Origin of the sequence: Nostoc sp. (genome assembly GCF_036917465.1) — a bacterium.
In the GTDB taxonomy this organism is placed as follows: Bacteria; Cyanobacteriota; Cyanobacteriia; order Cyanobacteriales; family Nostocaceae; genus Nostoc.
This window is the reverse complement of record NZ_JBALDL010000091.1, coordinates 32651-58837: the sequence shown is the minus strand read 5'-3', so window position 1 is coordinate 58837 and position 26187 is coordinate 32651. Positions and strand designations below refer to the sequence as shown.

Annotated in this window: 23 protein-coding genes and 1 pseudogene; 18 read left to right on the top strand and 6 right to left on the bottom strand. The window is 40.8% G+C overall.

Features of this window, described 5'->3' with window-relative positions:
- The first annotated feature begins 1111 nt into the window (after positions 1–1111).
- Positions 1112–4120, top strand: coding sequence for a peptidase domain-containing ABC transporter (locus V7K38_RS24040; protein WP_334861374.1), 3009 nt, complete (start codon positions 1112–1114; stop codon positions 4118–4120).
- Between the two features lie 72 nt (positions 4121–4192).
- Positions 4193–5776, top strand: a complete 1584-nt coding sequence (locus V7K38_RS24035; RefSeq protein WP_334861372.1) for an HlyD family efflux transporter periplasmic adaptor subunit — start codon at positions 4193–4195, stop codon at positions 5774–5776.
- Positions 5777–5895: 119 nt separating this feature from the next.
- On the opposite strand, the gene purQ is transcribed toward V7K38_RS24035, so the two are convergent.
- Positions 5896–6570, bottom strand: a complete 675-nt coding sequence (purQ, locus tag V7K38_RS24030) for a phosphoribosylformylglycinamidine synthase subunit PurQ (RefSeq protein ID WP_334861370.1) — start codon at positions 6568–6570, stop codon at positions 5896–5898.
- Positions 6571–6717: 147 nt separating this feature from the next.
- Positions 6718–6996, bottom strand: a complete 279-nt coding sequence (gene purS / locus V7K38_RS24025) for a phosphoribosylformylglycinamidine synthase subunit PurS (protein WP_334861368.1) — start codon at positions 6994–6996, stop codon at positions 6718–6720.
- 143 nt (positions 6997–7139) lie between these two features.
- Here purS and V7K38_RS24020 point away from each other — a divergent pair, with 143 nt between their 5' ends.
- Positions 7140–7544 (top strand): Fur family transcriptional regulator, encoded by a 405-nt coding sequence (locus V7K38_RS24020; RefSeq protein ID WP_265272365.1) that lies wholly within the window; start codon positions 7140–7142, stop codon positions 7542–7544.
- A 49-nt stretch (positions 7545–7593) separates the two neighbouring features.
- Here the strand turns inward: V7K38_RS24020 and V7K38_RS24015 are convergent, their stop codons facing one another.
- A complete protein-coding gene (locus V7K38_RS24015) occupies positions 7594–7758 on the bottom strand; it encodes a hypothetical protein (protein WP_334861366.1) in 165 nt (54 codons plus the stop codon).
- A 128-nt stretch (positions 7759–7886) separates the two neighbouring features.
- Between V7K38_RS24015 and V7K38_RS24010 the strand changes: the two genes are divergently transcribed.
- Positions 7887–8234 (top strand): pentapeptide repeat-containing protein, encoded by a 348-nt coding sequence (locus V7K38_RS24010; RefSeq protein WP_334861365.1) that lies wholly within the window; start codon positions 7887–7889, stop codon positions 8232–8234.
- A 64-nt stretch (positions 8235–8298) separates the two neighbouring features.
- Here the strand turns inward: V7K38_RS24010 and V7K38_RS24005 are convergent, their stop codons facing one another.
- Both V7K38_RS24005 and V7K38_RS24000 read right to left on the bottom strand, forming a co-directional pair.
- A complete protein-coding gene (locus tag V7K38_RS24005) occupies positions 8299–9306 on the bottom strand; it encodes an SPFH domain-containing protein (protein ID WP_334861363.1) in 1008 nt (335 codons plus the stop codon).
- Between the two features lie 73 nt (positions 9307–9379).
- Positions 9380–9814, bottom strand: coding sequence for an NfeD family protein (locus V7K38_RS24000; RefSeq protein ID WP_334861362.1), 435 nt, complete (start codon positions 9812–9814; stop codon positions 9380–9382).
- 232 nt (positions 9815–10046) lie between these two features.
- Between V7K38_RS24000 and V7K38_RS23995 the strand changes: the two genes are divergently transcribed.
- From V7K38_RS23995 to V7K38_RS23980, 5 genes and pseudogenes are all read left to right on the top strand, one after another.
- Complete coding sequence (locus tag V7K38_RS23995) at positions 10047–12038, top strand: protein phosphatase 2C domain-containing protein (RefSeq protein WP_334861360.1); 1992 nt, start codon at positions 10047–10049, stop codon at positions 12036–12038.
- 187 nt (positions 12039–12225) lie between these two features.
- The gene (locus V7K38_RS23990) at positions 12226–12486 is read left to right on the top strand and encodes a hypothetical protein (protein ID WP_334861358.1); all 261 of its coding nucleotides are present in this window, start codon (positions 12226–12228) and stop codon (positions 12484–12486) included.
- A 471-nt stretch (positions 12487–12957) separates the two neighbouring features.
- Positions 12958–13677, top strand: coding sequence for a class I SAM-dependent methyltransferase (locus V7K38_RS23985; protein ID WP_334861356.1), 720 nt, complete (start codon positions 12958–12960; stop codon positions 13675–13677).
- Positions 13678–13835: 158 nt separating this feature from the next.
- Positions 13836–14072: pseudogene (locus tag V7K38_RS29725) on the top strand (DUF2079 domain-containing protein); the annotation flags it as partial.
- Complete coding sequence (locus tag V7K38_RS23980) at positions 14032–14481, top strand: DUF2079 domain-containing protein (protein WP_334861354.1); 450 nt, start codon at positions 14032–14034, stop codon at positions 14479–14481. The pseudogene V7K38_RS29725 and the gene V7K38_RS23980, both read left to right, overlap by 41 nt.
- 8 nt (positions 14482–14489) lie before the next feature.
- Here the strand turns inward: V7K38_RS23980 and V7K38_RS23975 are convergent, their stop codons facing one another.
- Complete coding sequence (locus V7K38_RS23975) at positions 14490–15440, bottom strand: 1-aminocyclopropane-1-carboxylate deaminase/D-cysteine desulfhydrase (protein WP_334861352.1); 951 nt, start codon at positions 15438–15440, stop codon at positions 14490–14492.
- A gap of 208 nt (positions 15441–15648) precedes the next feature.
- Between V7K38_RS23975 and V7K38_RS23970 the strand changes: the two genes are divergently transcribed.
- The 9 genes from V7K38_RS23970 to purU all read left to right on the top strand — a co-directional run bounded on the left by V7K38_RS23970 (position 15649) and on the right by purU (position 26057).
- Complete coding sequence (locus tag V7K38_RS23970) at positions 15649–17379, top strand: diflavin flavoprotein (RefSeq protein WP_334861350.1); 1731 nt, start codon at positions 15649–15651, stop codon at positions 17377–17379.
- 111 nt (positions 17380–17490) lie between these two features.
- The gene (locus V7K38_RS23965; protein WP_334861348.1) at positions 17491–18003 is read left to right on the top strand and encodes a phosphate-starvation-inducible PsiE family protein; all 513 of its coding nucleotides are present in this window, start codon (positions 17491–17493) and stop codon (positions 18001–18003) included.
- Positions 18004–18094: 91 nt separating this feature from the next.
- Positions 18095–19831, top strand: a complete 1737-nt coding sequence (locus V7K38_RS23960; RefSeq protein WP_334861346.1) for a diflavin flavoprotein — start codon at positions 18095–18097, stop codon at positions 19829–19831.
- Between the two features lie 202 nt (positions 19832–20033).
- Positions 20034–20273: a hypothetical protein gene (locus V7K38_RS29720; RefSeq protein ID WP_442940796.1), complete on the top strand. Its 240-nt coding sequence runs from the start codon at positions 20034–20036 to the stop codon at positions 20271–20273.
- Positions 20274–20419: 146 nt separating this feature from the next.
- The gene (locus V7K38_RS23950; protein WP_334861343.1) at positions 20420–21424 is read left to right on the top strand and encodes an ABC transporter ATP-binding protein; all 1005 of its coding nucleotides are present in this window, start codon (positions 20420–20422) and stop codon (positions 21422–21424) included.
- A complete protein-coding gene (locus tag V7K38_RS23945) occupies positions 21425–22237 on the top strand; it encodes an ABC transporter permease (protein WP_334861342.1) in 813 nt (270 codons plus the stop codon). It abuts the gene before it with no gap.
- Positions 22238–22645: 408 nt separating this feature from the next.
- Positions 22646–24457: a GldG family protein gene (locus V7K38_RS23940; RefSeq protein ID WP_334861341.1), complete on the top strand. Its 1812-nt coding sequence runs from the start codon at positions 22646–22648 to the stop codon at positions 24455–24457.
- A gap of 99 nt (positions 24458–24556) precedes the next feature.
- Positions 24557–25183: a DUF4340 domain-containing protein gene (locus tag V7K38_RS23935; RefSeq protein WP_334861339.1), complete on the top strand. Its 627-nt coding sequence runs from the start codon at positions 24557–24559 to the stop codon at positions 25181–25183.
- 19 nt (positions 25184–25202) lie between these two features.
- Positions 25203–26057: a formyltetrahydrofolate deformylase gene (gene purU / locus V7K38_RS23930; RefSeq protein ID WP_334861337.1), complete on the top strand. Its 855-nt coding sequence runs from the start codon at positions 25203–25205 to the stop codon at positions 26055–26057.
- The last annotated feature ends 130 nt before the right edge of the window (positions 26058–26187 follow it).

Genomic DNA, 26187 nt, shown 5'->3' with positions numbered 1-26187 from the left:
TTCAAAATGACGCTCGCGGACTCGCTCTAAGCGAAGCCATGCCGTAGGCTTTACGCTGCGCTAACAAAATTAAAGACAATTTCAGACGTTCGCGTAGCGTCTTCCCTTCTCCCAAAGGGAGAGGCTAGCGCCAAGGGAGAAGAGGAGCAACTCCGGGGGATTTAAACCCCGACTGAAACTGGGGCTACCTTTATGGTTGGGGTCTTAAACCCTTTTATTTACGCTTACCTTTGGTTTTGAGGATCTACCAAATCGTATTAATATATGTTATTAGTATGTTGTCAAACACGTAAAATCAGCGCCAGTAACGTCTAATATCAGGTGCAGGTAATTACTTAGTAAAATATAGTATATTATCCTATCCCGGTTGCAGGATGAGGTTATTTTATGAATAACGATGAAATAAACTCTATATTAATTAAAGCAGTGAATTTACTGAAGGCAGTTATTGTCTTTACTTTATAAATTTAATAGTTGATTCCTCTAGGCTGACAAAAAATCTTCGCCTTTACTTTTCAAGTTAATTTTTATTAAATTAAGCTAGCAAAAAAGTAATAGGGAATTTTTTCATAAATAGGGCATGGTGTTGTTTAGCAAGGAAAGCTCACTGTCTTTCGCCATAACTGATATTGTCAATCCCTGTATTTAAGAATTTGTAAAAAATAATTCAGAAAACTTTAGTTTTCTTTATTAGATAATTCTTGAACTAGGGTACTTACTTAGAAAAGCATCTTTGATATTTTCATGTTGATTATCATAAATCAAAATATGCGAGGCTAAATTTAATCACCACCTATATATCTTGCATATTTGTAATATTAAATATTGATTTTAAGTTTGTATCAATTATGTAGCTTTAACCAAGTGATATTTTGTACTCGATCTATTGAATCTATGAATTATTTTGAAAAGCGCATAAAATCTTAACCGTGTGATCAAAAAACAGGTTTACAATTAGACGAACTTTTTCTCTGTGATTTTACAGATATTTAGACACTTTAATTTAAGATAAGCCTTGCCACTACTGCCATAAAACCAAACACTGCCACTGGTAGCAGAAGAGATACTCCCTAATATTTTCGATTTAATTCCTTACTTTTACTTGGTTCGTATGACTTATATTAAGAACACTTTTCTCGAATTTATCACTACCCTACAAGGGTTCGATCGCTTACCCGATGGGGCGATCGCTAATCTATCAGACCAACTGCAAGCGTTCCGCTATCGCATAGGTCAGAAAATTATCGGTAAGGAAAGTCTCCCGGAACGCATCACCATCATTTATGAGGGACAAGTGCGCCTCTTGGCATACGATCCCCAGACGCAAATGCCAATTACTCTAAAATTGCTGCAACCTGGGGAAATTATCGGCGAAATTGGTTTGTTGCGGGATGTCGCCTGTGAAACTGCGATCGCTTCCACCGAAGTAGTATGTTTAACCTTGAGTGCATCGGCATATTTTAGTTTTCTCGCTTCATATCCAGCTTTTGCCGAAGCCCGCAAGAACCGCAGTTATTTGATAGAAGTTTTTGATATTCTCAGTTCCTATTGGAACCAGCAAGCGATCGCTACCTTAAATCTTAGGGAACTCACAGAAAAAGCCTTACCACAAGCAAAAATCCATTACTTACCTCTAGGAAAAACTCCATTCAACCAACTGGATAGCGGAAGCGTCTGGTTTGTAAGTGGCGGTGGTACAGTCACGAATTTATCACCTGGCGATCGCCTAGAATCATCCGATGACAGAGACAAGATTCAGGTTATCGGTCAAAATCCCGCCCGGTTGGTTGGGATACATCCGTCAGATTTGATATTAGAAGATAGTCATGAAATAGTGCTTGCGGTGAATAACACCCAATTAGATACCCAAGATGAAGATGAATTAGATATCCCTTACGCATCAGACGAAATAGTTCCCCATACAGTCCCCGATACCTCACAGAGTTCGTCAAAACAAAAATATCCATTTTTTAGCGGTAAGGGAGAATTAAATACAGCCTTCGCCTGTTTCCAAATGATTGCGAAGCACCTAGAAATGCCATTTCGTCGTGAAGTGGTTCGCCGCATCTTAACTGAGCAAGTCAAACGTCAGGGAGTTATATCGTTTCAAGTTACTGCTTACCTGGCAGAATTAATCGGACTCAAGGCGCAGTTGGTAGAAATACCAGTCGCTTCAATTACACGCACTCCAACACCAGCATTGATTCGCTATGGTGACAATTTTGCAGTTTTATACGCAGCAGATTCAAACACCGTGGTTGTTGGTGTCCCATCTAAAGGAATTGTGCGCTGTAAACCGGCACAATTAGTTGAACAATTAGATATTGATCCAACCAACTTTCCGCCCCAAGCTAGAGTATTACTGCTCACTGCTACCAACCAAACACCTCAAGAACGCTTTAGTTTACGGTGGTTTCTGCCCTATTTGTCAAAGCACCGTCGAGTATTGATAGAGGTCTTTATCGCTTCCTTTTTCGTACAGTTGGCAGCCTTGGCAAATCCTCTGGTAGTTCAGTTAATTATCGACAAAGTTATCACTCAAAATAGCATTGGAACCCTACATATTTTGGGGATTTTGCTATTAGTAGTCGGGATATTTGAAGCGGTATTGACTACCTTAAGAACCTACTTATTTGTTGATACCACGAACCGGATTGATATGGGTTTAGGGTCGCAAATTATCGACCACTTACTACGTCTACCCCTGCGCTACTTTGAACGCCGACCGGTGGGTGAACTTTCCACTCGCATCAACGAATTAGAAAATATCCGGCAATTCCTGACTGGTACGGCCTTAACGGTGGGGTTAGATGCTCTATTTTCGGTGGTTTATATCGGTGTGATGCTGATTTATAGTTGGCTACTTACCTTAGTAGCCCTAAGCACAATTCCCATTTTTATCGTCATTACCTTAATTGCTTCTCCTACCATTAGTAGACAATTACGTGCCAAAGCCGAACGCAACGCCGAAACTCAATCTTATTTAGTGGAGGTAATGTCAGGAATTCAAACCGTAAAGGCACAAAATATTGAATTGCGATCGCGCTTTTCTTGGCAAGAGCGTTATGCTCGGTTTGTCGCTGCTGGTTTTAAAACAGTTGTAACTTCTACCCTTGCTAACTCCACCAGCAACTTTCTCAACAAACTTAGTAGCTTACTGGTTTTGTGGGTAGGAGCTTATTTAGTACTGCAACAACAATTAACTTTAGGCGAATTAATTGCCTTTAGAATCATATCCGGTTACGTCACCAGCCCAATATTACGTTTAGCTCAACTCTGGCAAAGTTTCCAAGAAACAGCCTTATCGTTAGAACGTTTAAGCGATATTGTGGATACACCACAAGAAGGAGAAACAGACCGCTACAACATACCGTTACCGACGATTAAGGGAGCAGTAAAATACGAAAATGTTTCCTTCCGATTTGGGACGAGTGGCCCTTTGCAACTTTCCAACGTCAACCTCGAATTTGAACCAGGTAAATTTATCGGTATCGTCGGACAAAGTGGATCTGGTAAAAGTACGATGATGAAATTGCTGCTGAGACTTTACGAAACTGAGTCTGGCAGAATCTTGATTGATGGTTATGATATTGCCAAAGTCGAACTTTATTCATTACGACGACAAATTGGTGTAGTTCCCCAAGAAACATTGTTGTTTGACGGTAGCGTTCAAGAAAATATTGCTTTAACAAATCCCGATGCGACAACCGAAGAAATTATCGAAGCGGCTCAGGTTGCGTGCGCCCACGAGTTTATCATGAACTTACCCAACGGTTACAACTCGCGGGTGGGAGAACGGGGTTCTGCACTTTCAGGTGGACAAAGACAAAGAATTGCGATCGCCCGCTCTGTTTTACAACGACCAAAATTATTAGTTTTAGATGAAGCTACTAGCGCCCTAGATTATCCCACAGAACGGCAAATATGTCTGAATTTAGCGAAAGCATTTAAGGGTGATACCGTATTTTTTATTACTCACCGACTAAACACCGTCAGTAATGCAGACATGATTGTTGTGATGGATAATAGCAGGGTTATAGAACAAGGTAGCCATCAAGAATTAATGGCTACTAAAGGTCATTATTTTTATCTATATCAGCAACAAGAAGTGAACTTGTAGTTAATTATTGCTTGGGAACAGTGTCCATCCGACAAAAAATCCAAAATCCAAAACCCAAAACCCAAAATCCTTATGACTCAACTTAATGGGAATCACCACAACGGCAATCAGAAAAACGGTAATCAGAAAAATGGAGTCAAGCAAGATTCACCAGTACTTACAAAACAACAGAAAGCTGCTCAACAGTCTTTAATTAACTCAAGTAGTCAGGAATTTGAGCAAGCAATTGTTTTGCGCCAATCTCCAGTTTGGTCGCGGACAATCATGGTTACTCTTATGGCCTTAGCCTGCTTTGGAATTGCTTGGGCTTATTTTGCAAAAATTGAGCAAGTAGTGCCAGCAACAGGGCAATTAAAGCCGCAAGGAACAGTCAAAGATGTTCAGGCTCCGGTTAGTGGAGTGGTAAAAACAGTTAATGTTAAAGATGGACAAGAAGTAAAGCCAGGAGATTTGTTGCTGACTTTTAATTCCATAGCCCCTGTTGCTGAATTAAATTCCTTGTATAAAATTCGGATTGCATTAGTTAAAGAAAACCAGATTTATCGCCGATTAATGGGTGCAAGTACCGCAGCAGGATCTGAACTTTTATATTTACGCGGTAATTTACCACAAGAAACTGCTTTTCTCCTGAAAAGTCGGGTAGCATTAGTAGCAGAGAATGACTTATTACGGACTCAATTAAAAAATTCTGGTCGAGACTCTACTCTAGGAATTGATGAGCAACAACGTCTACAAGTTGCCAAAAAAGAACTAGATTCTCGATCGGCTGCGGCGCAGTTGGAAGTAGAGAAAATTAAAAAACAACTAGCTCAAAATAAATTTAAGCTTGAAGATAGTAAAGCAAGTTTAGCTATTCAGCAGGGGATTTTAGAAAAGCTGAAAATATTGGCAGAAGAAGGTGGTATTTCTCAACTTCAGTATCTCAACCAGCAACAAGAAGTTCAAAACCGCACCGCAGAAGTAGCACAACTAGGTGAGGAAGGAAAACGCCTCCAGTTTGATATAGAAAAAGGACAACAAGAGTTAAGCAATACAGTGGCTGTTTCTGATAAAAACATTTTAGATAAAATCGCTGATAACAAACAGCGTATTGCCACAATCGATAGCCAATTCATGAAAGTTATCCTAGATAATGAGCAGCGTTTAGCAGATGTCAATAGTAAAATCTCTCAATCACAGTTAAACGTTAAATATCAAGAACTCCGTGCGCCTGTAGCCGGAACAGTTTTCGATTTACAAGCTAAAAACCCTGGATTTGTAGCAACTCCAACTACAAAACTGCTACAAATTGTCCCAAAGGAGAACTATATAGCTGAAGTTTTCATCACTAACAAAGATATCGGTTTTGTGCGAAAAGATATGAGGGTAGATGTAAGAATTGACTCCTTTCCTTACAGCGAATTTGGCGATATCAAAGGGAAAGTGCTGGGGATAGGCTCAGACGCATTACCACCAGACCAAACACATCAGTTTTATAGATTTCCGGCAAAAATATCATTGGATAAACAATCATTAGTAATTAAGGGTAAAAACGTCGCCTTACAATCAGGTATGTCAATCAGTGCCAATATAAAAGTCCGCGAAGAACGGACTGTGCTTAGTTTGTTCACTGAGTTGTTTACCAAGCAAATTGATACTCTTAAAGAGGTACGATGAAATAATTCGTAATGACGCTCTTTACGCGGACATGATTTGATGGGGCGATCGCTATCTGGAGAATAATCTTCTTCAGAGGGCGATCGCCAAACGCCCAACCTAGCCGCCCGATATTTGCTCTAGGCTAATGCGGCTACCTTCTCTAACAAGCCCTGAAATAACCTTAAGCCATCACTATTCCCCAGCATGGCATCAGATGCCCTTTCTGGGTGCGGCATCATCCCCAACACATTGCCCTGACGATTGCAAATCCCAGCAATATTGTTCAGTGAACCGTTGGGATTTTCCCCTTCATAACGAAACACAACTTGGCTGTTATCTTCAATTTCAGCCAGAGTAGCTTCATCAGCATAAAATCTTCCCTCTCCGTGGGCAATGGGCAAAGTGATAACTTCACTACTGGTATAAGCTTGCGTCCATAAGAGATTGGTACGCTCAACTTTCAAGGGGATGCGATCGCAAATAAAATGCAAATCCCGATTTCTGGTTAATATCCCTGGTAAAAGTCCAGCTTCAGTTAATACCTGAAAACCATTACAAATACCGATGACAAACTTACCCTTTTGAGAGTGTTCGATAACCTGCTGCATCACGGGTGAAAAACGTGCGATCGCACCGCAGCGCAGATAATCCCCGTAACTAAAGCCACCAGGGATAATCACGACATCCAAATCAGCAATGTCTGTTTCTTGATGCCAAACCATGCGAGTTGGTTGTAAGAGCAAATCTCTGGTTACATAAGCAACATCGCGATCGCAATTAGAACCTGGAAAAACAACAACACCAAATTTCATGATTGGGGATAAGGGAGTGGGGAATGGGGATAAGGGAGTGGGGAATGGGGATAAGGGAGTGGGGATAAGGGAGACAAGGGGGAATTATTTTACAAGTTTCTTCCCCAATCCCCCATGCCCCATGCCCCATGCCCAATCCCCAATTCCCTAAAATACCCCGGTTTGGGTTTCGACTTCAATTAACTCAAAGCGATAATTTTCAATTACGGGATTTGATAGCATTTGGTCACAAATGCGCTCGAGGTCTTGACGAGCTTTCTTTTCCTCAGTCGTGGTGATGGTGAGTTCAATGTACTTGCCAATCCGCACCTGATCAACGTTATCGTATCCCAGTTGCTGAAGACCGGATTGTACAGCCACACCAGCAGGGTCTAAGACTGAAGGACGAAGCGTAACAAAAATTTTGGCTAGATACTTGGTTTGCACGGCTTTTGCTGAATGCTGCGATCGCTATACTATAACTTTCTGTTCGAACTGAGTGAAAATAAGATTACGAAGCGGTTAAAGTTAATTGATCGATTAACCCATCTAACAGCTTCAACTACAGTGGCATATTTAAATAATTGTCTATGAGAGCTATACGCACCCGCAGTCAAGAGCGTATTTTCAACCTACTGAAAACCATCAAAAAAGGCATTTCTGCCCAGGATATTTACGTAGAATTACGTAATACAAATCAGAGTATGGGTTTAGCAACAGTTTACCGCTCTTTAGAAGCCTTAAAACTCGAAGGCATGGTACAAGTGCGGAATTTGGCTAATGGTGAAGCCCTCTACAGCCTAGCCCAGCAAGATAAACATCACCTTACTTGCTTACAATGCGGTGTCTCAATTCCGATTCATCAATGCCCCGTCCATGACTTAGAAGACCAGTTAGAATCCAGCCATAAGTTTAAAGTTTTTTACCACACCCTGGAGTTTTTTGGGTTGTGCAGCCAATGCCAGGTAAATCAAACTAATGAGATTGGTCAATAATCATACCAATTCTATGAGAGGAATAAAGCGTGTTCTACTTCAATACAGTTCAGTTAAGCATTTCTTTCTTCTCTTTGCGTCCTTGGCGTTCTTGGCGGTAATGCCTCCGGCACGCTCCGCGAACGTTAAAATACTCGCTTGCTGGTTTTGTCTCTGGTAGTTGTAAGAATTGTTCTACACTTACTACTGTGGTTGGCTGAATAGATAAAGTCATAATTTACAACTTCTAAAAACTTGATTATTTTATCACTGGAAGAATGCGATAATTTAGTGCCGCAGCTACGCCCTTTCTAGACATCGCATTCTCCTCACTAGCCATTGTAATTTTATGGAATGAGTTAGATGAACGTCAAAAGACAAAGTATTACTGTTGAAGAATTGTTGAGACGTTACGCTGCTGGTGAGAGAACTTTTGTTGGTATTGAGTTCAGTTACAGTGACAAAGGATTGAGAGGCTGTAACCTCAGTGGAATTAACTTGAGTGGTTCCCAGATTGAGGTTTACATGGCTGATATCAACTTGAGTGGAGCTGACCTGAGTGGAGCTAACTTCAGCAATACTATTTTTGATCGCGTTGACTTCTATGGAGCTAACTTGACAGGAGCCAACTTGGACGGTGTTGAATTCAGGAGAGTATCCTTCCAAAACACCATTATGCCAGATGGAAGTATTGGAGATGAGAGTTGCTGATGTAGGACATGAGGCATTGAGCATTGCTTCCCCTCATCCCCCTGATCTCCCGCACTCCCCATTCCTAACCAGGACGATTATTTTCTAATCCTGGGATTTGCTTAGAAAACAACTCGTTAGAGTCAACCTGACCATTTGAGATAACGGAACGCATACCCTCAAAAGCAGCAGGAATAGTCCGCGGATCTATAAATAAGACCTTGCTGCTATCGCTTTTACCAATTGTCGCGCCCATATCTAAATAGCCCAAGGCAAACAGAACTTCCACCGCTTTATTAGCATTAGGGTTAGTGTGGAGTTTTTGGGCAATAATTTCTGCTGATTCTGCGATCGCCTGGGCTTTCAAAACTTGCTGCTGACGTTCCGCTTGAGCCTTCAAAACGATCGCCTTTTGTTCAGCTTCCGCTTGCAAAACTGTCGATTTTTGACGAGCTTCCGCATCCAATATTTGCGCCTCAGCTTTACCTCTAGCACTATTGACAGCAGCTTCTCGTTCCCCTTCAGAAGTTAAAATTGCTGCCCGTTTGCGTCGTTCTGCTGACATTTGCAATTCCATCGATTCTCGCACTGCTTGAGACGGAATAATATCTCGCAGTTCTACCCGTGTCACTTTCACACCCCAAGGATCGGTAGCAACATCCAAATCCTGTAATAAAAGTTCACTAATATGGGAACGAGCCGTAAAAGTTTGATCCAACTCCAGTTGTCCCATTTCGGCGCGAATTTGAGTCAGCACCATGTTTACCATCGCTGACTGGAGATTTTCTACCTTATACCAGGCTTTTTCCATATCCACGATGCGCCAATAAAACACTGCATCCACCTCAATGCCAACATTGTCACGGGTAATGCACTGTTGCGGAGGAATATCTAAGACTTTTTCGCGGATAGTTCCTTGGTAGACAATTCTATCTACGAAAGGAATGACAAAGTTTAGTCCTGGTTCCAGTTTTTTGTTATAACTACCCAATCTTTCCACTAAAGCTTCATTACCCTGATTGACGAGTTTCACAGATCCCGCTACGGCAGAACCACCAAGGGCTAAAAATACTAGTAAAAAAAACTGTTCCATTGTAAATCTCCTGATTTTAAAGTATTAAATCTCAAAGGTAAGGTGATAATGACAAATTACCAATGACAAATAACTAAGAATTCAACAAATTTTCTGGTATCACAATCAAAGTAGTACCCTCTCTTCTAACCACATAAACTCTTTGATGGGGTGCTACGGTAAATTTGTCATCGTCACATCGTGCTTGCCAGGAATTCCCCTCATATAACACCCGTCCTGTTTTCCCAGGCGGAATTTCTGTTAAGGTTTCAGCTATGACAGCATCCTGAATTTTCGATTTGCGTCGTCGTGGTTGCAAAAACCGACGAGAAAGCCCGATTAGGAACGTGGAAAATAATAGCCAAACTACAACTTGCAACCATACATTTCCCAAACCCACTCCAGACAGCAGCGCCACCACAAAAGCGCTAATTCCCATCATGAAAGCGACAAACGCCGATGGTAAAAACAGTTCCATTAAACATAGAACTGCTCCTGCCAGAAGCCAGATTAAGGTCAAACTTGGCATAGCGTCATCCTAGACTCTACATTGACGTAAATGCATTTCTACGATTAGATACAGCCAGACGTAAGTTATTTACAGAAAGCAAAACTTGGTTTTTTACCAATAATTTTGATTAATTTCAGTAACCAGGTGTAGCTAGCGGTACACGAATCCAGTCTATTCTAGCCTTCAAGTCATTGCCAGCTAAATGTAATCGAAATTCATGAGTTGATTGGTTTTTTTAATTTATACTTTTATGATTTCTACTCAACTGACAATTTATTGTATAAATCCAAACTGTCATAGCCCCATTAATCCGATGGGAGATCGTGTTTGTGCTAGTTGTCAAACTCTTTTAGTTCATCGCTATCTTTGGGCTACTGGCTCATTGTCTGCTCAAATTACACCAGGTACAAAGGTAGCAGATAGGTATGGGGTAATTACCCACCAAATTTGGCTGGATACTCAACCGGGACTACTGCCAGATGTCCCTGAAGAATTGCCAAAGCAAGTAATTCCTTATCTACGGTTATATCCAGAAAGGTTACATTTGCCCCAGGCTTATGGGTTTGCTAGTAATGGTGAACAAGAGACAAATGACATTCTTTTGTTAGAAAATGTGCCGATAGATGAAACAGGAAATATCTATCCAACTATTGTTGAGGCATGGGAGCAAGCAACAGCGGTACGACAAGTTTATTGGCTGTGGCAAATTCTCAAACTTTGGAAACCTTTATCAGAATTAGGACTTAGCCGCAGTTTACTGGTAGAAGACAATTTGAGAGTCCAAGGTTGGTGTGTGCGACTGTTAGAACTCTACCAAACACCAGAAGATAAGACGCTGAGTTTACAAAATCTGGGACAGTGTTGGCAGTTTTGGGTAGCTACTGCAAAGACACCAGTAGCCAAAGGGTTACAAAACATAGTCCAGCAGATGTGTGAAACTGAAGTTGAGTTGGATGATATTGCTACTCAACTCAATTGTTTATTACTAGCATCTGCGGCAGAATTGCCATTAGTTTTGAAGGTGGCAGGCTCTACAAATATTGGGCCAATTATGGCGCAAAATGAAGATGCCTGCTACCCAAATACTTTAAGTGATTTAGATGAACCTTTATTGCATAACTTGTCGATTGTTTGCGATGGCATTGGTGGACACGAAGGTGGCGAGGTTGCGAGTAAGTTAGCAGTCCAGTCTGTAAAGTTGCAAATTCGCGCCTTACTAGCGGAGGTAACAGAACAAACTGTACTTGTATCACCAAACTTATTGCAAGAACAATTAGAAGCAAGCTTGCGGGTAGTAAATAATCTGATTTGTGCTCGCAATAACGAACAAAAACGCCAAGGGAAAGAACGGATGGCTACAACCATTGTTATATCCTTGCAAGTTCCACAACGAATACACACAAGTACTGGATGGCAATCAAATAATACCCATGAACTTTATTTGGCTAATGTTGGCGATAGCCGCGCCTATTGGATTACTCGCAACTATTGTCAGCTACTGACAGTAGATGATGATGTGGCAACGCGGGAAGTTCGCTTTGCTAGAAGCTTGTATCGAAAAGCACTGATTAGACCGGATGCTACAGCCTTAACTCAAGCATTGGGGACAAGAAATTCAGAATCTTTGCGTCTCAAGGTTCAGCGATTCATTGTGGAAGAAGACGGCATATTACTACTCTGTTCTGATGGTTTAAGTGATAATAACAGGGTCGAACAATATTGGCAGGATTATGCAATACCCGTGTTAACAGGTCAGATGACAGTTGAAGATGCTGTTCGCAACTGGATTAACCTGGCAAACGAAAAAAATGGGCGTGATAATACATCGGTTGTTCTCACTTATTACCGTGTGTCCCCAGAATACTTAGTACCTGTAACTCCGGCGTTGCCAGAAGAGATTATAGAAGCAGAAATACAAGAAGAAGTAGATGAAGCAGAGGAACAAGAGGAATTAATTTCTGTCACAGAAAGTTCGCAAACTTTGCTAGATTTGGATCTAAATTTGGATGTAGATTTAGATATCTCAGAGGAATCAGTTACAAGCCCAGAAATTCCACCAACTTTAATTACAAAACCTAATCGGAGTAAACGTTTAGTGATGCTGGGGGGAGTGTTGGCGTTGCTTGTCGGTGGTACAAGTTTAGGATTATTTGCTTGGTTGCAAATTAATCCCCAAGGATTCCAGCAAATGTGTCGGCAAGTTCCTCAAAAAGTGCAGCAATTGTGTCAGCCAGAAAAATAGGAAATGGGGAATGGGGAATAATAGGCTAGATGTCATATTGGCGATTCTTCAGTATCCCATCTCTAACCTGATTAAAATCAAATATTGCTTAGGGGTGGGGCTAGTGTGCATACTTCGCACTAATATTAGATTATCTAGGGTAAGCAGATTACTTATTCTAAAATTTACTTAACAAAGGCGGTAGAAAATGGGTAGACTAAATCCTTATACACTGCAATTGCAGATTACTCGAATGTTTGAGCAAGGGCAATCATTTTTTGCCACAACTAAGGTGCAAGAATGGTTGAAAGAACGCAAACATAATCCAGAAGATTATGATATTTTTTTCCATAAAAAACCTGCGCCTCCTGGTTCAAAAGAAGTGATGGTAGTAGAAATTGAATTACGCCGCAAAGATGGACAACCTGTAGATGCTTGGTTGCAGGAACAAGCAAATCTCCATGCCTGAACTGATTTTAAGAACTAGCAATTTCCAATTTTAATTCATATTATCTTAACAGAATTGACGAAAATAGAGCGTTCCCAATTGCGGAACGCTCTTTGCGATCTTTGGATGATATTTTTTACATTAGTTAATATAGTTTGAGTTATTTTCACCGCCTTACTTAGTTCATGAAACAATTCAAGCGTTTGTACCTTATCGCAGCTTTGATTTAGTTTATTTAGGCACTGAGCTATGCGGTATTGTGTTATTTACCTGGTTAGCAGAAAGGCTAAAGCTGAACAAATATGAAAAAACTCAATGCCGAAAAGACATATAGACAAATCCTACTTCTAGCTTTGTACTCTTTCTGTAGGAGCTTGTCGTAAGTATCTATCTATGCATTGTAAGTAAAAAATCACCCAATCAGGTGAATCAAGTGGGTGAGGCAGAAGAAACACAAACTATCCTATCTTAAGGCTATAAGAAAATGGTTGCTTGGCAGACCAATTTATAGCTTTAGAAATTAGGAAATGGATGATGACTGTAAACCAAATTATTGGAGATTCACAAAATAAGATTGCTGCCAACTTTGGTAAACGTTTCTTTGCTTGGATGATGGCTCAAAGCAGCACCACGTATGATAAAGTTGTGAGCGATGTCTACGACGGGCTACGCCTACGCAAACTTTCTCTTTTTGTAAATCTCCAAGGTACAGTGTTAGAAATCGTTCCAGGAACGGACACTAACCTACCGTACTATCCTAAAGATATTCACCGGATAGGAATCGCGCCAAAGCTACAAAGGCATTCCTATCTCCAAAAACAAGTAGAAAAACTAGGCTTAAACATCGATCTCCGAATTGGCAATGCTGAATGGTTAGATGCTGAAGATAACAGTATAGATACCGTTGTTAGTAATTTAGTTTTATGTTCAGTGCCAAATGTAAATTATACATTACAGGCAATTTTAAGAGTACTCAAACCCGGTGGACGCTTCTTATTTATTGAACATGTTGCCGCACCTCAAGAAACTTTATTGCGAAAAATACAAAGTAAAATTAGTCCCATTGGGAAAGTGATAGATGATGGTTGTCATCCAGATAGAGAAACTTTAATCGCTTTAGAAAATGCTGGTTTTGCTAGTATCAATTATGAGCGATTTGATGGACAACTTCCCATTATTAATTCTCATATTATCGGCGTGGCGACAAAGTGAAATAAATTTCTACTCCAGAGAATGTGTATTAAAAAGTCTTCTGAATTTTTTTGAAGCATTCTCTAACAAAAAATACTTTTATTAAGCTATATTAAAATATTATAGTAAAGGGCGCTTCTATATTAAACTAATAAGTTGATTATTTATTAGTTATTAATATGCAAAGAAAGGTTGATTATATTAGCTTTTTGGTTATTATAGGAACTTTAATATTATTTATTTCTAGTAGTTTAAGACATCTTTTATTTAAATCTACTGCTCTTGATTTAGCTGTTTTCGACCAATGGGTATATTTGATAAGTCAGAATCTACCCCCAATATCTTCTTTTTTTGGATTTCATGTTATAGGCGATCATGCAGCTTTTATATTGTATCCAATCAGCCTACTATATAAAAGAATATCAGCAAGAAAATAAGAGGCGTTGGTTGAAACCTAAGATATTAATAGTTTCTGCTATTATTTCTTTTTTTGCATTGGCTAAATATGATTTTTTTATAACACGTTATTTTCCAAATTTACCTAATCTTCCTTCTTTATATACTGCTGTCAGTCTAGTTAAAACTAAAGAAAGTGTTTTAACTACAGCAAATATTGCTCCTCATTTAGCTAAACGTCAAACCATTAAGCTAATTAGTAAAGATCGTCCGTCGGAAAAGTATAATGATATTTTTAAATATATAGTTCTAGATTTAATAAATAATAAATCTGAGTTTATTCCTGATTTAATATATCAACTTAAAAATAGTTCTAATTTCAAACTTGTATATGAAGCTGATAACGTTTTTTTGTTTATAAAAGTGTGATATATTTTTTACTGTCGCAAGTATCGCTTCTCCATACCGATGTTGCCTTGCAAGCCGCCTGTGTGTACCAGCAGCAACGAATCGCCTCTACCAAAAAACCCCTGTTTTAGTAAATCCATCACTCCGTAAAACATTTTGGCGGTATAGACGTAATCAAGAGGGACATTATGTTCTTTCTTGAATTGTTGGCTAAACAGCAGCAATTCATTGTTCACCTTTGCATAGCCGCCAAAGTGATAATCACACACCAATTCCCAAGGAGCGGGAGAGTTAGATGGTGTAGGTAAATCAGAGGCTAGGTAATTTGTCAATAAACTTTCGATTTCTTGTGCGAGAAATAACCCATTTTTTAGAATGGGAAAAGCGATCGCTCTTTGTCCTTGATGCAATGAAAGCGCAATACCAGCTAGTGTGGTAGCTGTACCACAGGCTACGCATATATAATCAAATGCGTAGGCGTAGTCAGCAGTAGGCATCGCATCACCAATGATCTCTGTACAACCGCGCACACCATTTAAATTACTCCCACCTTCGGGAATGATAAACACCTCACCAAAGCGTTGTTGCAGATATTCCTCTACCACTGCTGTGTTGCGCTGTCGATACATCTCGCGGTTCAGGTATACAAGCTGCATACCTTGTTGGACAGCAAAACTCAGCGTCGAGTTTAGTGGTAGCGTTTCCTCTCCACGAATTACACCAATGGTACGAAAACCGAAAAGATTACCAGCCGCCGCAGTGGCATAGATGTGATTAGAATAAGCGCCACCAAAGGTTAACAGGGTTATAAAATGTTTCTCCTTGGCCTCTAAAAGATTGTATTTTAGTTTGAACCACTTATTGCCGTTAACCCACGGGTGCATCAAATCCAGACGCAGCACATACAGATGAACACCAGCGTGGCGGGCGATTTCGCTGTCGATTTTTTGTATGGGAGGAGGAAAAAATATTAACGACATTCCTAAAGATTCTAACTGATTATTTACATTTTCTCACATTCATTATTGATGGTAAACATTGAGTAATTCAATGGTAAATCAATATAAATGATGAATAAAACTTTCTGATGATTAGCTTTAGAAATTAGCATTTTACTAATTGGGTATTTCAGGTCAATATAAGAAACATAAAGCTCGCTTCAGACAACAATCTTTTTGGAGAAAACAAATGGTTGCACTCATCCAGCCCACTCAAGTTACTCCCAACCCAGGACGTTTGACAGTTCAAACTGTTGAAATTGCTCCTCAAACAACTGCTATTCGTTGTCTAGACTGGGATAGAGAACGTTTTGATGTCGAGTTCGGTCTACAAAATGGTACCACCTATAATTCTTTCTTAATTCAGGGAGAAAAAGTTGCCTTAGTTGACACATCTCACCGCAAGTTTGAGGAATTATATCTTGAGATAGTGGTGGGATTAATCGATCCGACTAAAATAGATTATTTGATTATTAGCCACACAGAACCAGACCATAGCGGCTTAGTAAAAAATATTTTGCAATTAGCTCCCTCCATTACTGTTGTCGGTGCTAAGGTAGCTATTCAATTTTTAGAAAATATGGTTCACCAGCCTTTTAAATCAAAGCAGGTGAAAAGTGGAGAGCGATTAGATTTAGGCAACGGACACGAATTAGAATTTATCTCTGCACCTAACTTACACTGGCCTGACACAATCTTTACTTATGACCACAAAACTTGCACTCTCTACACCTGTGATGTGTTTGGGATGCACTACTGTGATGACCATACTTATGATGAAAATATCACCTTACTTGAGGAAGATTTTCAATATTATTATGATTGTCTTATGGGCCCCAATGCCCGGTCTGTTTTGGCAGCTTTAAAGCGCATTGAAAAGTTAGAAATAAAAACAGTTGCTACAGGACATGGGCCGTTACTACAAGAATATATTTCAGAATGGCTTGGACGGTATCAAAACTGGAGTTTAGAACAAGCAAAAACAGAGGCTTTAGTAGCTCTATTTTATGTTGAAGATTATGGGCATAGCGAACAATTAGTCCGTACAATAGCTCATGGATGCGCTAAAACAGGTGTGGCTGTAGAATTATTTCCGCTCAATAATTCAGAGCCTCAAGAAGTTAGAGAATTAGTTGCACAATCTTCTGGTTTAGTAATTGCAATGCCACCCCAATCTTCAGTGATGGCTCAAGCTTCTTTAAGCACTATTTTAGCTGCTATTCATAAGAAACAGGCAATTGGTTTATTAGAGTCGGGAGGGGGAGAAGATGAACCCATTTATCCTTTACGCAATAAGTTTCAAGAACTGGGATTAACTGAAGCTTTTCCACCTATTTTAGTTAAGGAAATCCCTACCCCAGCAACGGAACAGCTTTGTGATGAAGCGGGGACAGATTTAGGTCAATGGTTGAACCGCGATCGCACCATTAAACAAATCAAATCTATCAATACTGAGTTAGAGAAAGCTTTAGGGCGGATTAGCACAGGCTTATACATCATCACCGCCAAAAAAGGAGAAGTTCAGAGTGCAATGTTTGCTTCTTGGGTAACACAAGCCAGTCTTGAGCCTTTAGGAGTTGCGATCGCAGTATCCAAAGACCGGGCAATTGAGTCTTTGATGCACGTTGGCGATCGCTTTGTTTTAAATGTTTTAGAAGAAGGCAAATATCAAGGATTAATGAAACATTTCCTCAAACGTTTTGCTCCTGGTGCAGATAGATTTGCGGGAGTGAAAACATATCCAGCTAAAAACGAATCGCCCGTTTTAGCTGAAGCTCTAGCTTACATGGAATGTGAAATCACAAGCCGTATGGATTGTGGAGATCATTGGGTAATTTATAGCACAGTCCAAACTGGAAGAGTTGCCAAGTTAGATGCACTTACTGCCGCCCATCACCGCAAAATTGGCAATCATTACTAAATTGGCCATTGGGCATTGGGCATTAGTTATTCTCCTCTTCTGCCTCATCTTCTCAACTCCTAACTTCAAACTCCTCACTCCTCACTCCTCACTATTCAATTACAGAAAGCTATGTATAAATCTGTTGAAAATACTCCGATTACAATGTACGAAATCAATCGGGGGCGCGTTGTGCGAACCTTGGAATTTATTCAAGATATAATTGTAATTTCTCTGTGTATCGGTTTATTTAGCTTCATGGTACTTCAGGTGAGAGATATGTTTCTCTCCTTACTTCCGCCTCTAGATTTTCATGCTGTTACTGCCGATATTCTCTTTTTACTCATCTTAGTTGAGTTATTCCGCCTGCTGATTATTTACCTACAAGAACATCGAGTATCTATTGGGGTAGCTGTTGAAGTTTCCATTGTTTCTGCTTTGCGAGAAGTCATTGTTAAAGGTGTTCTAGAAACAAATTGGAGTCAAATTTTAGCAACTTGCGCCTTTTTATTAGTCCTGGGAGTATTACTATTTCTCCGAGTTTGGCTACCCCCTACCTTTGAAGGTATCGATCCGGAACAAGAAGTATCAAAACGCTATAGAACCCAAGCTAAATCTGAACTAACACAAACCAATGGTCATTAAAAACAAGCTGGCGTTGCAGGGGGAGTATAACTATTAATTATTTATCCATGCCCCATGCCCCATGCCCAATTCCCAATTAAGAAAGGTTATTATGTCTGTTGCAACATTAACGCCCAACCACAGCAGAGATGTCCAAGTTGCTGAAATTGGTAAAAATACTCTGATTCTCCGATCGCGGACTTGGGACAGACTAAAATTTGAGGTGGAGTATTCCCGCCAACGGGGAACTACAGCAAATTCTTATCTGATTCAAGCTGATAAAAAGGCTTTAATTGACCCTCCCGGCGAATCTTTTACCGAAATTTACCTTGAGCAACTTGCACAACGTCTAGATTTCATTACCCTAGATTACATTGTTCTCAGTCATGTCAACCCCAACCGGAGAGCAACCTTACAAGTATTGCTCTCTCTGGTTCCTCAAGCTACTCTAATTTGTTCTCGCCCCGCCGCCAATGCTCTGAAAACTGCCTTTCCCGAATTTCAATCACCTATTCAAGTGATGCGATCGCAGGATACTCTAGATTTAGGACAAGGACATCTTCTATCATTTATCACCGTACCAACTCCCCGGTGGGCTGATGGACTTTGTACTTATGATTCTGCAACAAAAATTCTCTACACAGATAAACTTTTTGGCGCTCATATTTGCGAAGATACTTTGTTTGATGAAGATTGGAAGGGATTAGATGCGGAACGTCGTTATTATTTTGAATGTCTTCATGCGCCCCAAGCCAAACAAGTTGAAGTAGCTTTAGATAAAATATCGGTTTTGGGAGCCAGATGTTATGCCCCAGCACACGGGCCAGTTGTGCGTTACAGCCTCAGCCGTTTTACTTATGATTATCGTCAATGGTGTCAAGGACAAAAATCTCAAGAATTGAGTGTCGCTTTGCTTTACGCTTCTGCTTATGGTAATACAGCAATTATGGCGAATGCGATCGCACAAGGTTTGATTCAAAATGGCGTAAATGTAGAATCAATCAACTGTGAATTAGCCGATTCAGCCGAGATTAACCGCATTGTCGAAACTTCCGATGGCTTGATTATCGGCTCACCTACATTAGGCGGCCATGCACCGACTCAAATTCAAACAGCTTTAGGAATAGTTCTCTCGGTGGCGGCTAAAACTAAGTTAGCAGGGGTGTTTGGTTCTTACGGTTGGAGTGGAGAGGCAATAGATTTAATCGAAAGCAAGCTCAAAGATGCTAATTATCAACTAGGATTTGAAACAATTCGGGTGCGTTTTAGCCCTACTCCTGAAATTCTTCAGCAGTGTCAAGAAGCGGGTGCTTTTTTTGCTCAAAACTTGAAGAAAACTAAAAAGCTGCGTAGTTCTCGCCAGATTGTCACAGAAACCCATGTAGATCGTACCGAACAAGCGGTGGGGCGGATCGTTGGTTCTCTGTGTGTTGTGACAACTCGTGATGAAGAAACCCACAAAGGCGTTTTAACTTCTTGGGTATCGCAGGCAACTTTTAACCCGCCAGGGATTATGATTGCGATCGCAAACGAGCAAAATGCAGAGTTAATGCATCATCCTGGCGATCAATTTGTGCTGAATATCCTTAAAGAAGGCAGAAATGTCCGACGCTATTTTTCTCGTCACAGCACTTTAGGCGATAATCCCTTTGCAAATCTTGCCACAAAAACTGCTGATAATGGTTGTTTGATTTTGAACGAGGCATTAGCGTATTTAGAATGTACAGTGCAAAATCAGCTTGAATGTGGCGATAGATGGTTAATTTATGCCGTCATCAATCACGGTGAAGTGTTGGAAAATGATGGTATCACTGCTTTGGAACATCGGAAATCTGGCAGCTATTATTAATGTGACTTTTCACGGTATTTGAAAAACCTCTCTCTAAATCTCTCTCCTAAAAGGAGAGAGACTTTGAATTTTCCCCCTTCCCGCGTCGGGAAGGGGGTTAGGGGGTTAGGCATTTCTTTCTTCTCTTTGTGTTTTACCCTGCGGGAAGCGGCTCCGCGTTTATAGATGCAATGTTATTGTTTCGCCTAACAATGCGATTGTTTTGACTAACAATGCGATTGTTTCGCCTAACAATGCGATTGTTCCGACTAACAATGCGATTGTTTCGCCTAACAATGCCATTGTTTCGCCTAACAATGCCATTGTTTCGACTAACAATGCGATTGTTTCGACTAACAATGGCATTGTTTCGACTAACAATGCCATTGTTCCGCCTAACAATGCGATTGTTTTTACAAGATTTGGAAAACCTTTCTTCTCATTAAGAGGAGAGAGGTTTTAATTTTTCTCCCTTCTCTAATATGCAAAGGGATTAGAGTTTTCAGGAACTTTACCCGTTGTCGGCTAATCTTAGTGCCAGTCCCCCATACTCAATATTGCGATCTAAGATTGTTGAATATCTTATAAATTGCGATCGCCACTATACCGATGATCGAAGTTGAACATCTAAGTAAAATATACGGCTCTACCTCAGCGATTACTGATGTTACTTTTAGCGTCGAACCTGGGGAGATTTTAGGGCTTCTTGGCCCCAATGGTGCTGGGAAAACCACAACCATGCGGATTCTGGCTGGTTATCTACCGGCAACCAATGGTAATGCCCGAATTGCTGGTTATGATGTCCATGAAAATTCCCTGGCTGTGCGCCAACGAATTGGTTACTTACCCGAAACACCACCGTTATATCCAGACATGACGGTAGAAGGATTTTTGCATTTTGTCGCCCAAATTAAGGGAGTTTCAGCAGGCGATCGCGCCAACAAGGTAACAGCCGCCATCAAACGCTGCAACTTAGAAGATAAGCGGCGAGTGATTATTCGCAAACTCTCTAAAGGATACCGCCAACGTGTCGGAATTGCTCAAGCGATCGTCCACGATCCACCAGCGATTATTCTCGATGAACCCACCGTAGGACTCGATCCGCGACAAATCATAGAAGTGCGGAATTTAATCAAAAGCCTTGCTGGGACTCACACAATTATCCTTTCCACGCACATTCTGCCAGAAGTGAGCATGACTTGTAGCCGCGTCGCCATCATTAATCGCGGTAAAGTCGTGGCAACTAATACACCAGAAAACCTGATGACTCAGTTGACAGGTGGCTCAGGATATGAATTAGAAATAGAAGGAGAAGCTGCGTTAGCGAAACAGGTATTGCAAAATGTCGCAGGAGTGAGTCTGATAGAATCAATTCCAACCGCCGGAGGACATCAACCGCAGACGAATCGCGCTTACCTGCGGGTGATATCGCAACCAGGAAAAGAACCAGGAAAGGATATTGTGGCAACATTAGTGCGTGCAGGATTCGGTTTACATGAACTGCGGCGAGTCAACGCTACTTTAGAAGATGTATTCTTGCAACTAACCACAGAAGAAAAAAATTTCGAGACTGAGGTAGACTTAGCAGCAGACAAAGAAGGAGAAGCAGCGTAAATGGGTATAGTGCTGAGTAATATTATTGCCATTTATCGCCGAGAGTTACAGAGTTATTTTGTATCGCCTTTAGCTTATGCGATCGCAGGCATATTTTGGTTAATTGCGGGGTTATTCTTCGTGATGATTTTGCTAGGGCCAGATGGCATTTTGCTAGGAGTGGCGGCCATAGATGCACAAGGGCAACAACTCGGAGTGCCAACACCGCCGATAGATGTCCCTTACGAATTTGTTCGGGCATTTTTGGATCGTATGGGGTGGCTATTGTTATTTATCTTGCCGATTCTCTCGATGGGACTCTATGCCGAAGAACGGAAGCGGGGGACTTTAGAACTATTAGCCACATCACCAATCACTAATTGGGCGGTAGCCGTAGGTAAGTTATTAGGTGTGCTAACATTTTTTACCACAATGGTTGTACCCATGCTAGTGTTGGAAGCGATCGCAATCAGTGGATCGAATCCACCAATAGCGTTCTCAATTCCCTTACTGGGTCATTTTGGATTAATCTTACTAGCAGCAGCAATTTTATCTGTAGGAATGTTTATTTCCTCCTTAACAGACAGTACAATTCTGTCTGCCGTATTCACATTTGCAGTAATTCTATTATTGTTATTGATTGATTTAATCGCCAAAATTGTCCCTGGGCCACTAGGCGAAGCTTTAGGTTATCTGTCGTTGCTGAAAAATTACAACACCTTAATTCAAGGAATTTTTGATACCAGCGCCTTAACTTTATTCGCTAGTTACATTTTTTTGGGCATCTTTCTCACCGCCCAATCAATTGATGCACTACGTTTTCAAAGGCAATAGTCTTATGAGTTATGAGTTGACAGTTAGAGGATGTTTTAAAAGTCCTCTGGTCGGTAGCAAAACGTTTTAGATCCCCCTAAATCCACGCCACTTGCTTCACTTGGGGAGACCCCAAGACCGCAGTGGCTCCCCTTAAGAAGGGGGACTTTTAGAGACTTTGCCCCCCTTTTTAAGGGGGGTTGGGGGGATCAACAAGTGCCTAAAATTACAGCCAAGCACTTTTAAAACATCCTCTTAGGAGTGAGGAGTTAAAAGTCATCAGGACTTAAGCAAAATAATGAAAAACGAACCGCATTCGCGCAGCGTCTCGTTAGAGAAGGACGCAAAGGATACAAAGGATACAAAGGAATAAGAGTTTAAGAGAGTCGAACACTCATAATTCCTAATTCCTCACTTCAGTTTAAGAATATGAATATAGTTGTAAAAAAGAAACTGTGGAAATATCTGTTTTGGTTAGGCCCGTTCTTAATTGCTGTGGGCTTAACAGTTGGGTTAGTCTCTGAACAATGGGGACTAATTCCATTAGCATTTCTGGTTACGGGAATTGTAATCAGTGGGTTGGGGATAATATGGCAAAGCTATGAGACGAACTGGTGGAAACGTCGTTCTACCCAAGCTGGGACTAATGCCCTAGTAGCAACTCTAGCAGTATTAGCAATTTTGGGATTGATTAACTTTTTGGGTACTCGCTATCACTTGCGGGCAGACTTAACAGAAAGTCAATTGTTTACCCTTGCGCCTCAGTCACGAGAATTGGTGAGTGTTTTACCACAACCAGTTAAAGTGTGGGTATTTGATATTAACCAAAATCCCCAAGACCGAGAATTACTAGAAAATTATCAAAGGCAAAGCTCAAAATTTAAATATGAGTATATCGACCCCCAAGCTAGACCAGGATTGGCAGAAAAGTTTGGCGTTAAAGATTACGGGGAAGTTTATTTAGAATCTGGAGATAAACGGCAATTAGTACAAACAGTAAATCAAAATGAGCGTTTGTCAGAAATCAGATTAACTAGTCGGCTGCAACAACTAACAAATTCAACTACAGCCAAAGTTTACTTACTCCAAGGTCATGGCGAACGCCAACTTTCGCCTGGTAAAGATGCAATATCACAAGCAGTTCAAGGATTAGGCGACAAAAATTTTACAACATCACCTCTGAATTTAGGAGAAACTTCCAAAGTTCCTCAAGATGCGTCTGTAGTAATAGTAGCAGGCCCCAAGCGAGGGCTATTTGAAGGCGAAGTGAAAGCTTTGCAAGAGTATCTTAATCGCGGCGGTGACTTACTGTTGATGATCGATCCGAATACCGATCCCAAACTTAATAGCTTGCTACAAGAGTGGGGTGTTAGTCTAGATAATCGTTTAGCAGTCGATGTCTCTGGCGAAAGCGTCGTGGGACTTGGCCCTGCTGCACCCTTAGTCACAGCATACGGGCAACATCCGATTACCAAAGATTTCGGTAACGGTAATTCTTTCTATCCGATTTCCCGTCCACTGGAAATTACCTCTGTACCTGGTGTTCAGGCTACTCCATTGCTACGAACCAAACCCTATCCCAAAAGCTGGGCAGAAAGCGACCTCCAAAGCGAAAAATTGGAGTTTAATGAAGGTAAAGACGTGAAAGGCCCTTTAACCTTGGGTGTTGCTTTAACAAGAAAACAAGCAGCTAAATCTGCTTCCATTCCCCAAGCTTCACCGACACCTTCGCCACTACCATCACCAACCACTCAAAACAAAACTAGCCCCACTCCTTCCGCTTCCCGCAATACACCGCAAGCTTCACCCCTGCCATCTCCAACCACCCAAGGCAAAGCTACATCCAATCCTTCGCCCCCCCGCAAGACTCCGCAGGCTTCACCCCTGCCATCTCCAACCACTCAAGGCAAAGCTACGCCCACTCCCACACCTGCTGCTACTGCTTCCCCAACTCCCTCATCTCAAACTGCTACTGAGTCGCGGTTAGTAGTTTTAGGGAATTCTAGTTTCGCCACAGATGGCTTGTTTCAACAGCAATTAAATGGGGATGTATTCCTCAACTCAGTTACTTGGCTGAGTCAACAGGATCAGCAACCCCTTTCCATTCGCCCCAAAGAACCAAAAAACCGTCGGATAACCCTGACAACCACACAAGGCAATCTTCTAATATTGTTATCTCTTTTAATTTTACCCTTAATTGGGTTTGCGATCGCAGTTATTATTTGGTGGAAACGAAGGTAAGAAGTTTATAGTAGAGACGCGATTAATCGCGTCTCTATAGGAGTTAGGAGTTATAAATAATTAACTCTTCACCAATGACAAATGACAAATAACTAAAAAATGAAATTGCCGAGAACGACTTTAATTTTGATACTACTAGCGCTGGGTTTAGGTGGTTTTGTTTACTTTTCTGAGATTCGGGGTGTGGCTGTGCGAGAAGAAACGAAGGAGCAAAAGCAGAAAATTTTCTCTTTTGCAGAAGATGACGTGCAGTCGTTAACAGTTAAAACAAAAAAACTCACCTTGAATCTAGAACGTAACCATGAATTTAGTAACCCTAAGTGGTTAATCAAATCTCCGATATCGCGCCCAGCCAATGATGCCATTGTTTCTTATTTAATGGATTTGTTGGTCAAGGGGAATAGCGATCAAACTTTATCAACTCCAGCAAAAGAGCTTGGACAATTTGCCTTAGATCAACCCCCAGCCACTATCAATATCACCCTAAAAAACCGACAAAGCCATCAGTTGATTTTAGGTAAATCTAACTTTAACGGACGTTTCTTATATGCTCAAACTTATCCGACTGCTAAAACCGATGGAAATATAAATGTGCTGTTGGTATCTACAGATTTTGCAAATGCCGTGAATCGGGATCTATCAGAGTGGCAGCAACCTGTAGATAATAGTCAGAAACTGCCTTCTTCGCTCACCATTCCGAAACCGAGTCCGACAAACAGCAAATAATTTAAAATCTGGCGATATTATGACAAATCCGACAGCAACATTGCTGATTTCCTGCCCAGATCAACGGGGACTGGTGGCGAAATTTGCCAACTTCATCTATTCTAACGGTGGTAATATCATCCATGCAGATCAGCATACAGATTTTGCTGCTGGGTTATTTCTCACGCGCATTGAATGGCAGCTAGAGGGATTTAATTTACCGCGTGAGTTTATTGCCCCGGCTTTTAATTCCATTGCTCAACCTCTTGGCGCTAAGTGGGAAATACGTTTTTCTGATACAGTACCACGCATTGCTATTTGGGTGAGTCGGCAAGACCATTGTCTATTTGATTTAATTTGGCGACAACGCGCTAAAGAATTTGTGGCTGAAATTCCTTTAATTATTAGTAACCATTCTAATTTAAAGGTGGTGGCAGAACAATTTAATATTGACTTTCAGCACATTCCCATTAATAAAGACAATAAATCAGAACAAGAAGCCCAACAACTAGAATTACTCCGCCAGTACAAAATAGATTTAGTTGTATTGGCGAAATATATGCAGATTGTTAGTGCAGATTTTATTAGTCAATTTCCACAAATTATTAATATACATCATTCATTTTTACCAGCTTTTATTGGTGCAAATCCCTATCACCGAGCTTTTGAACGTGGGGTAAAAATTATTGGGGCAACGGCGCATTATGCCACTGCTGACTTAGATGCAGGGCCGATTATTGAACAGGATGTAGTGCGAGTCAGTCACCGTGATGAAGTTGATGATTTGGTGAGAAAAGGCAAAGATTTGGAGAGAGTTGTATTAGCAAGAGCGGTGCGATCGCACTTACAAAATCGTGTATTAGTCTATGGTAATAGGACAGTGGTATTTGAGTAGATGATGCTTAATTAAATAGAAGTTGTGACTTCGGCAGTAAGTCATAAAATTTCTTTCTTTGTGAAAATATCCGTAGAATCTTGTGTGACACAATTATGATCGGAATAGTTGCAAAATGTTGATTAATGTG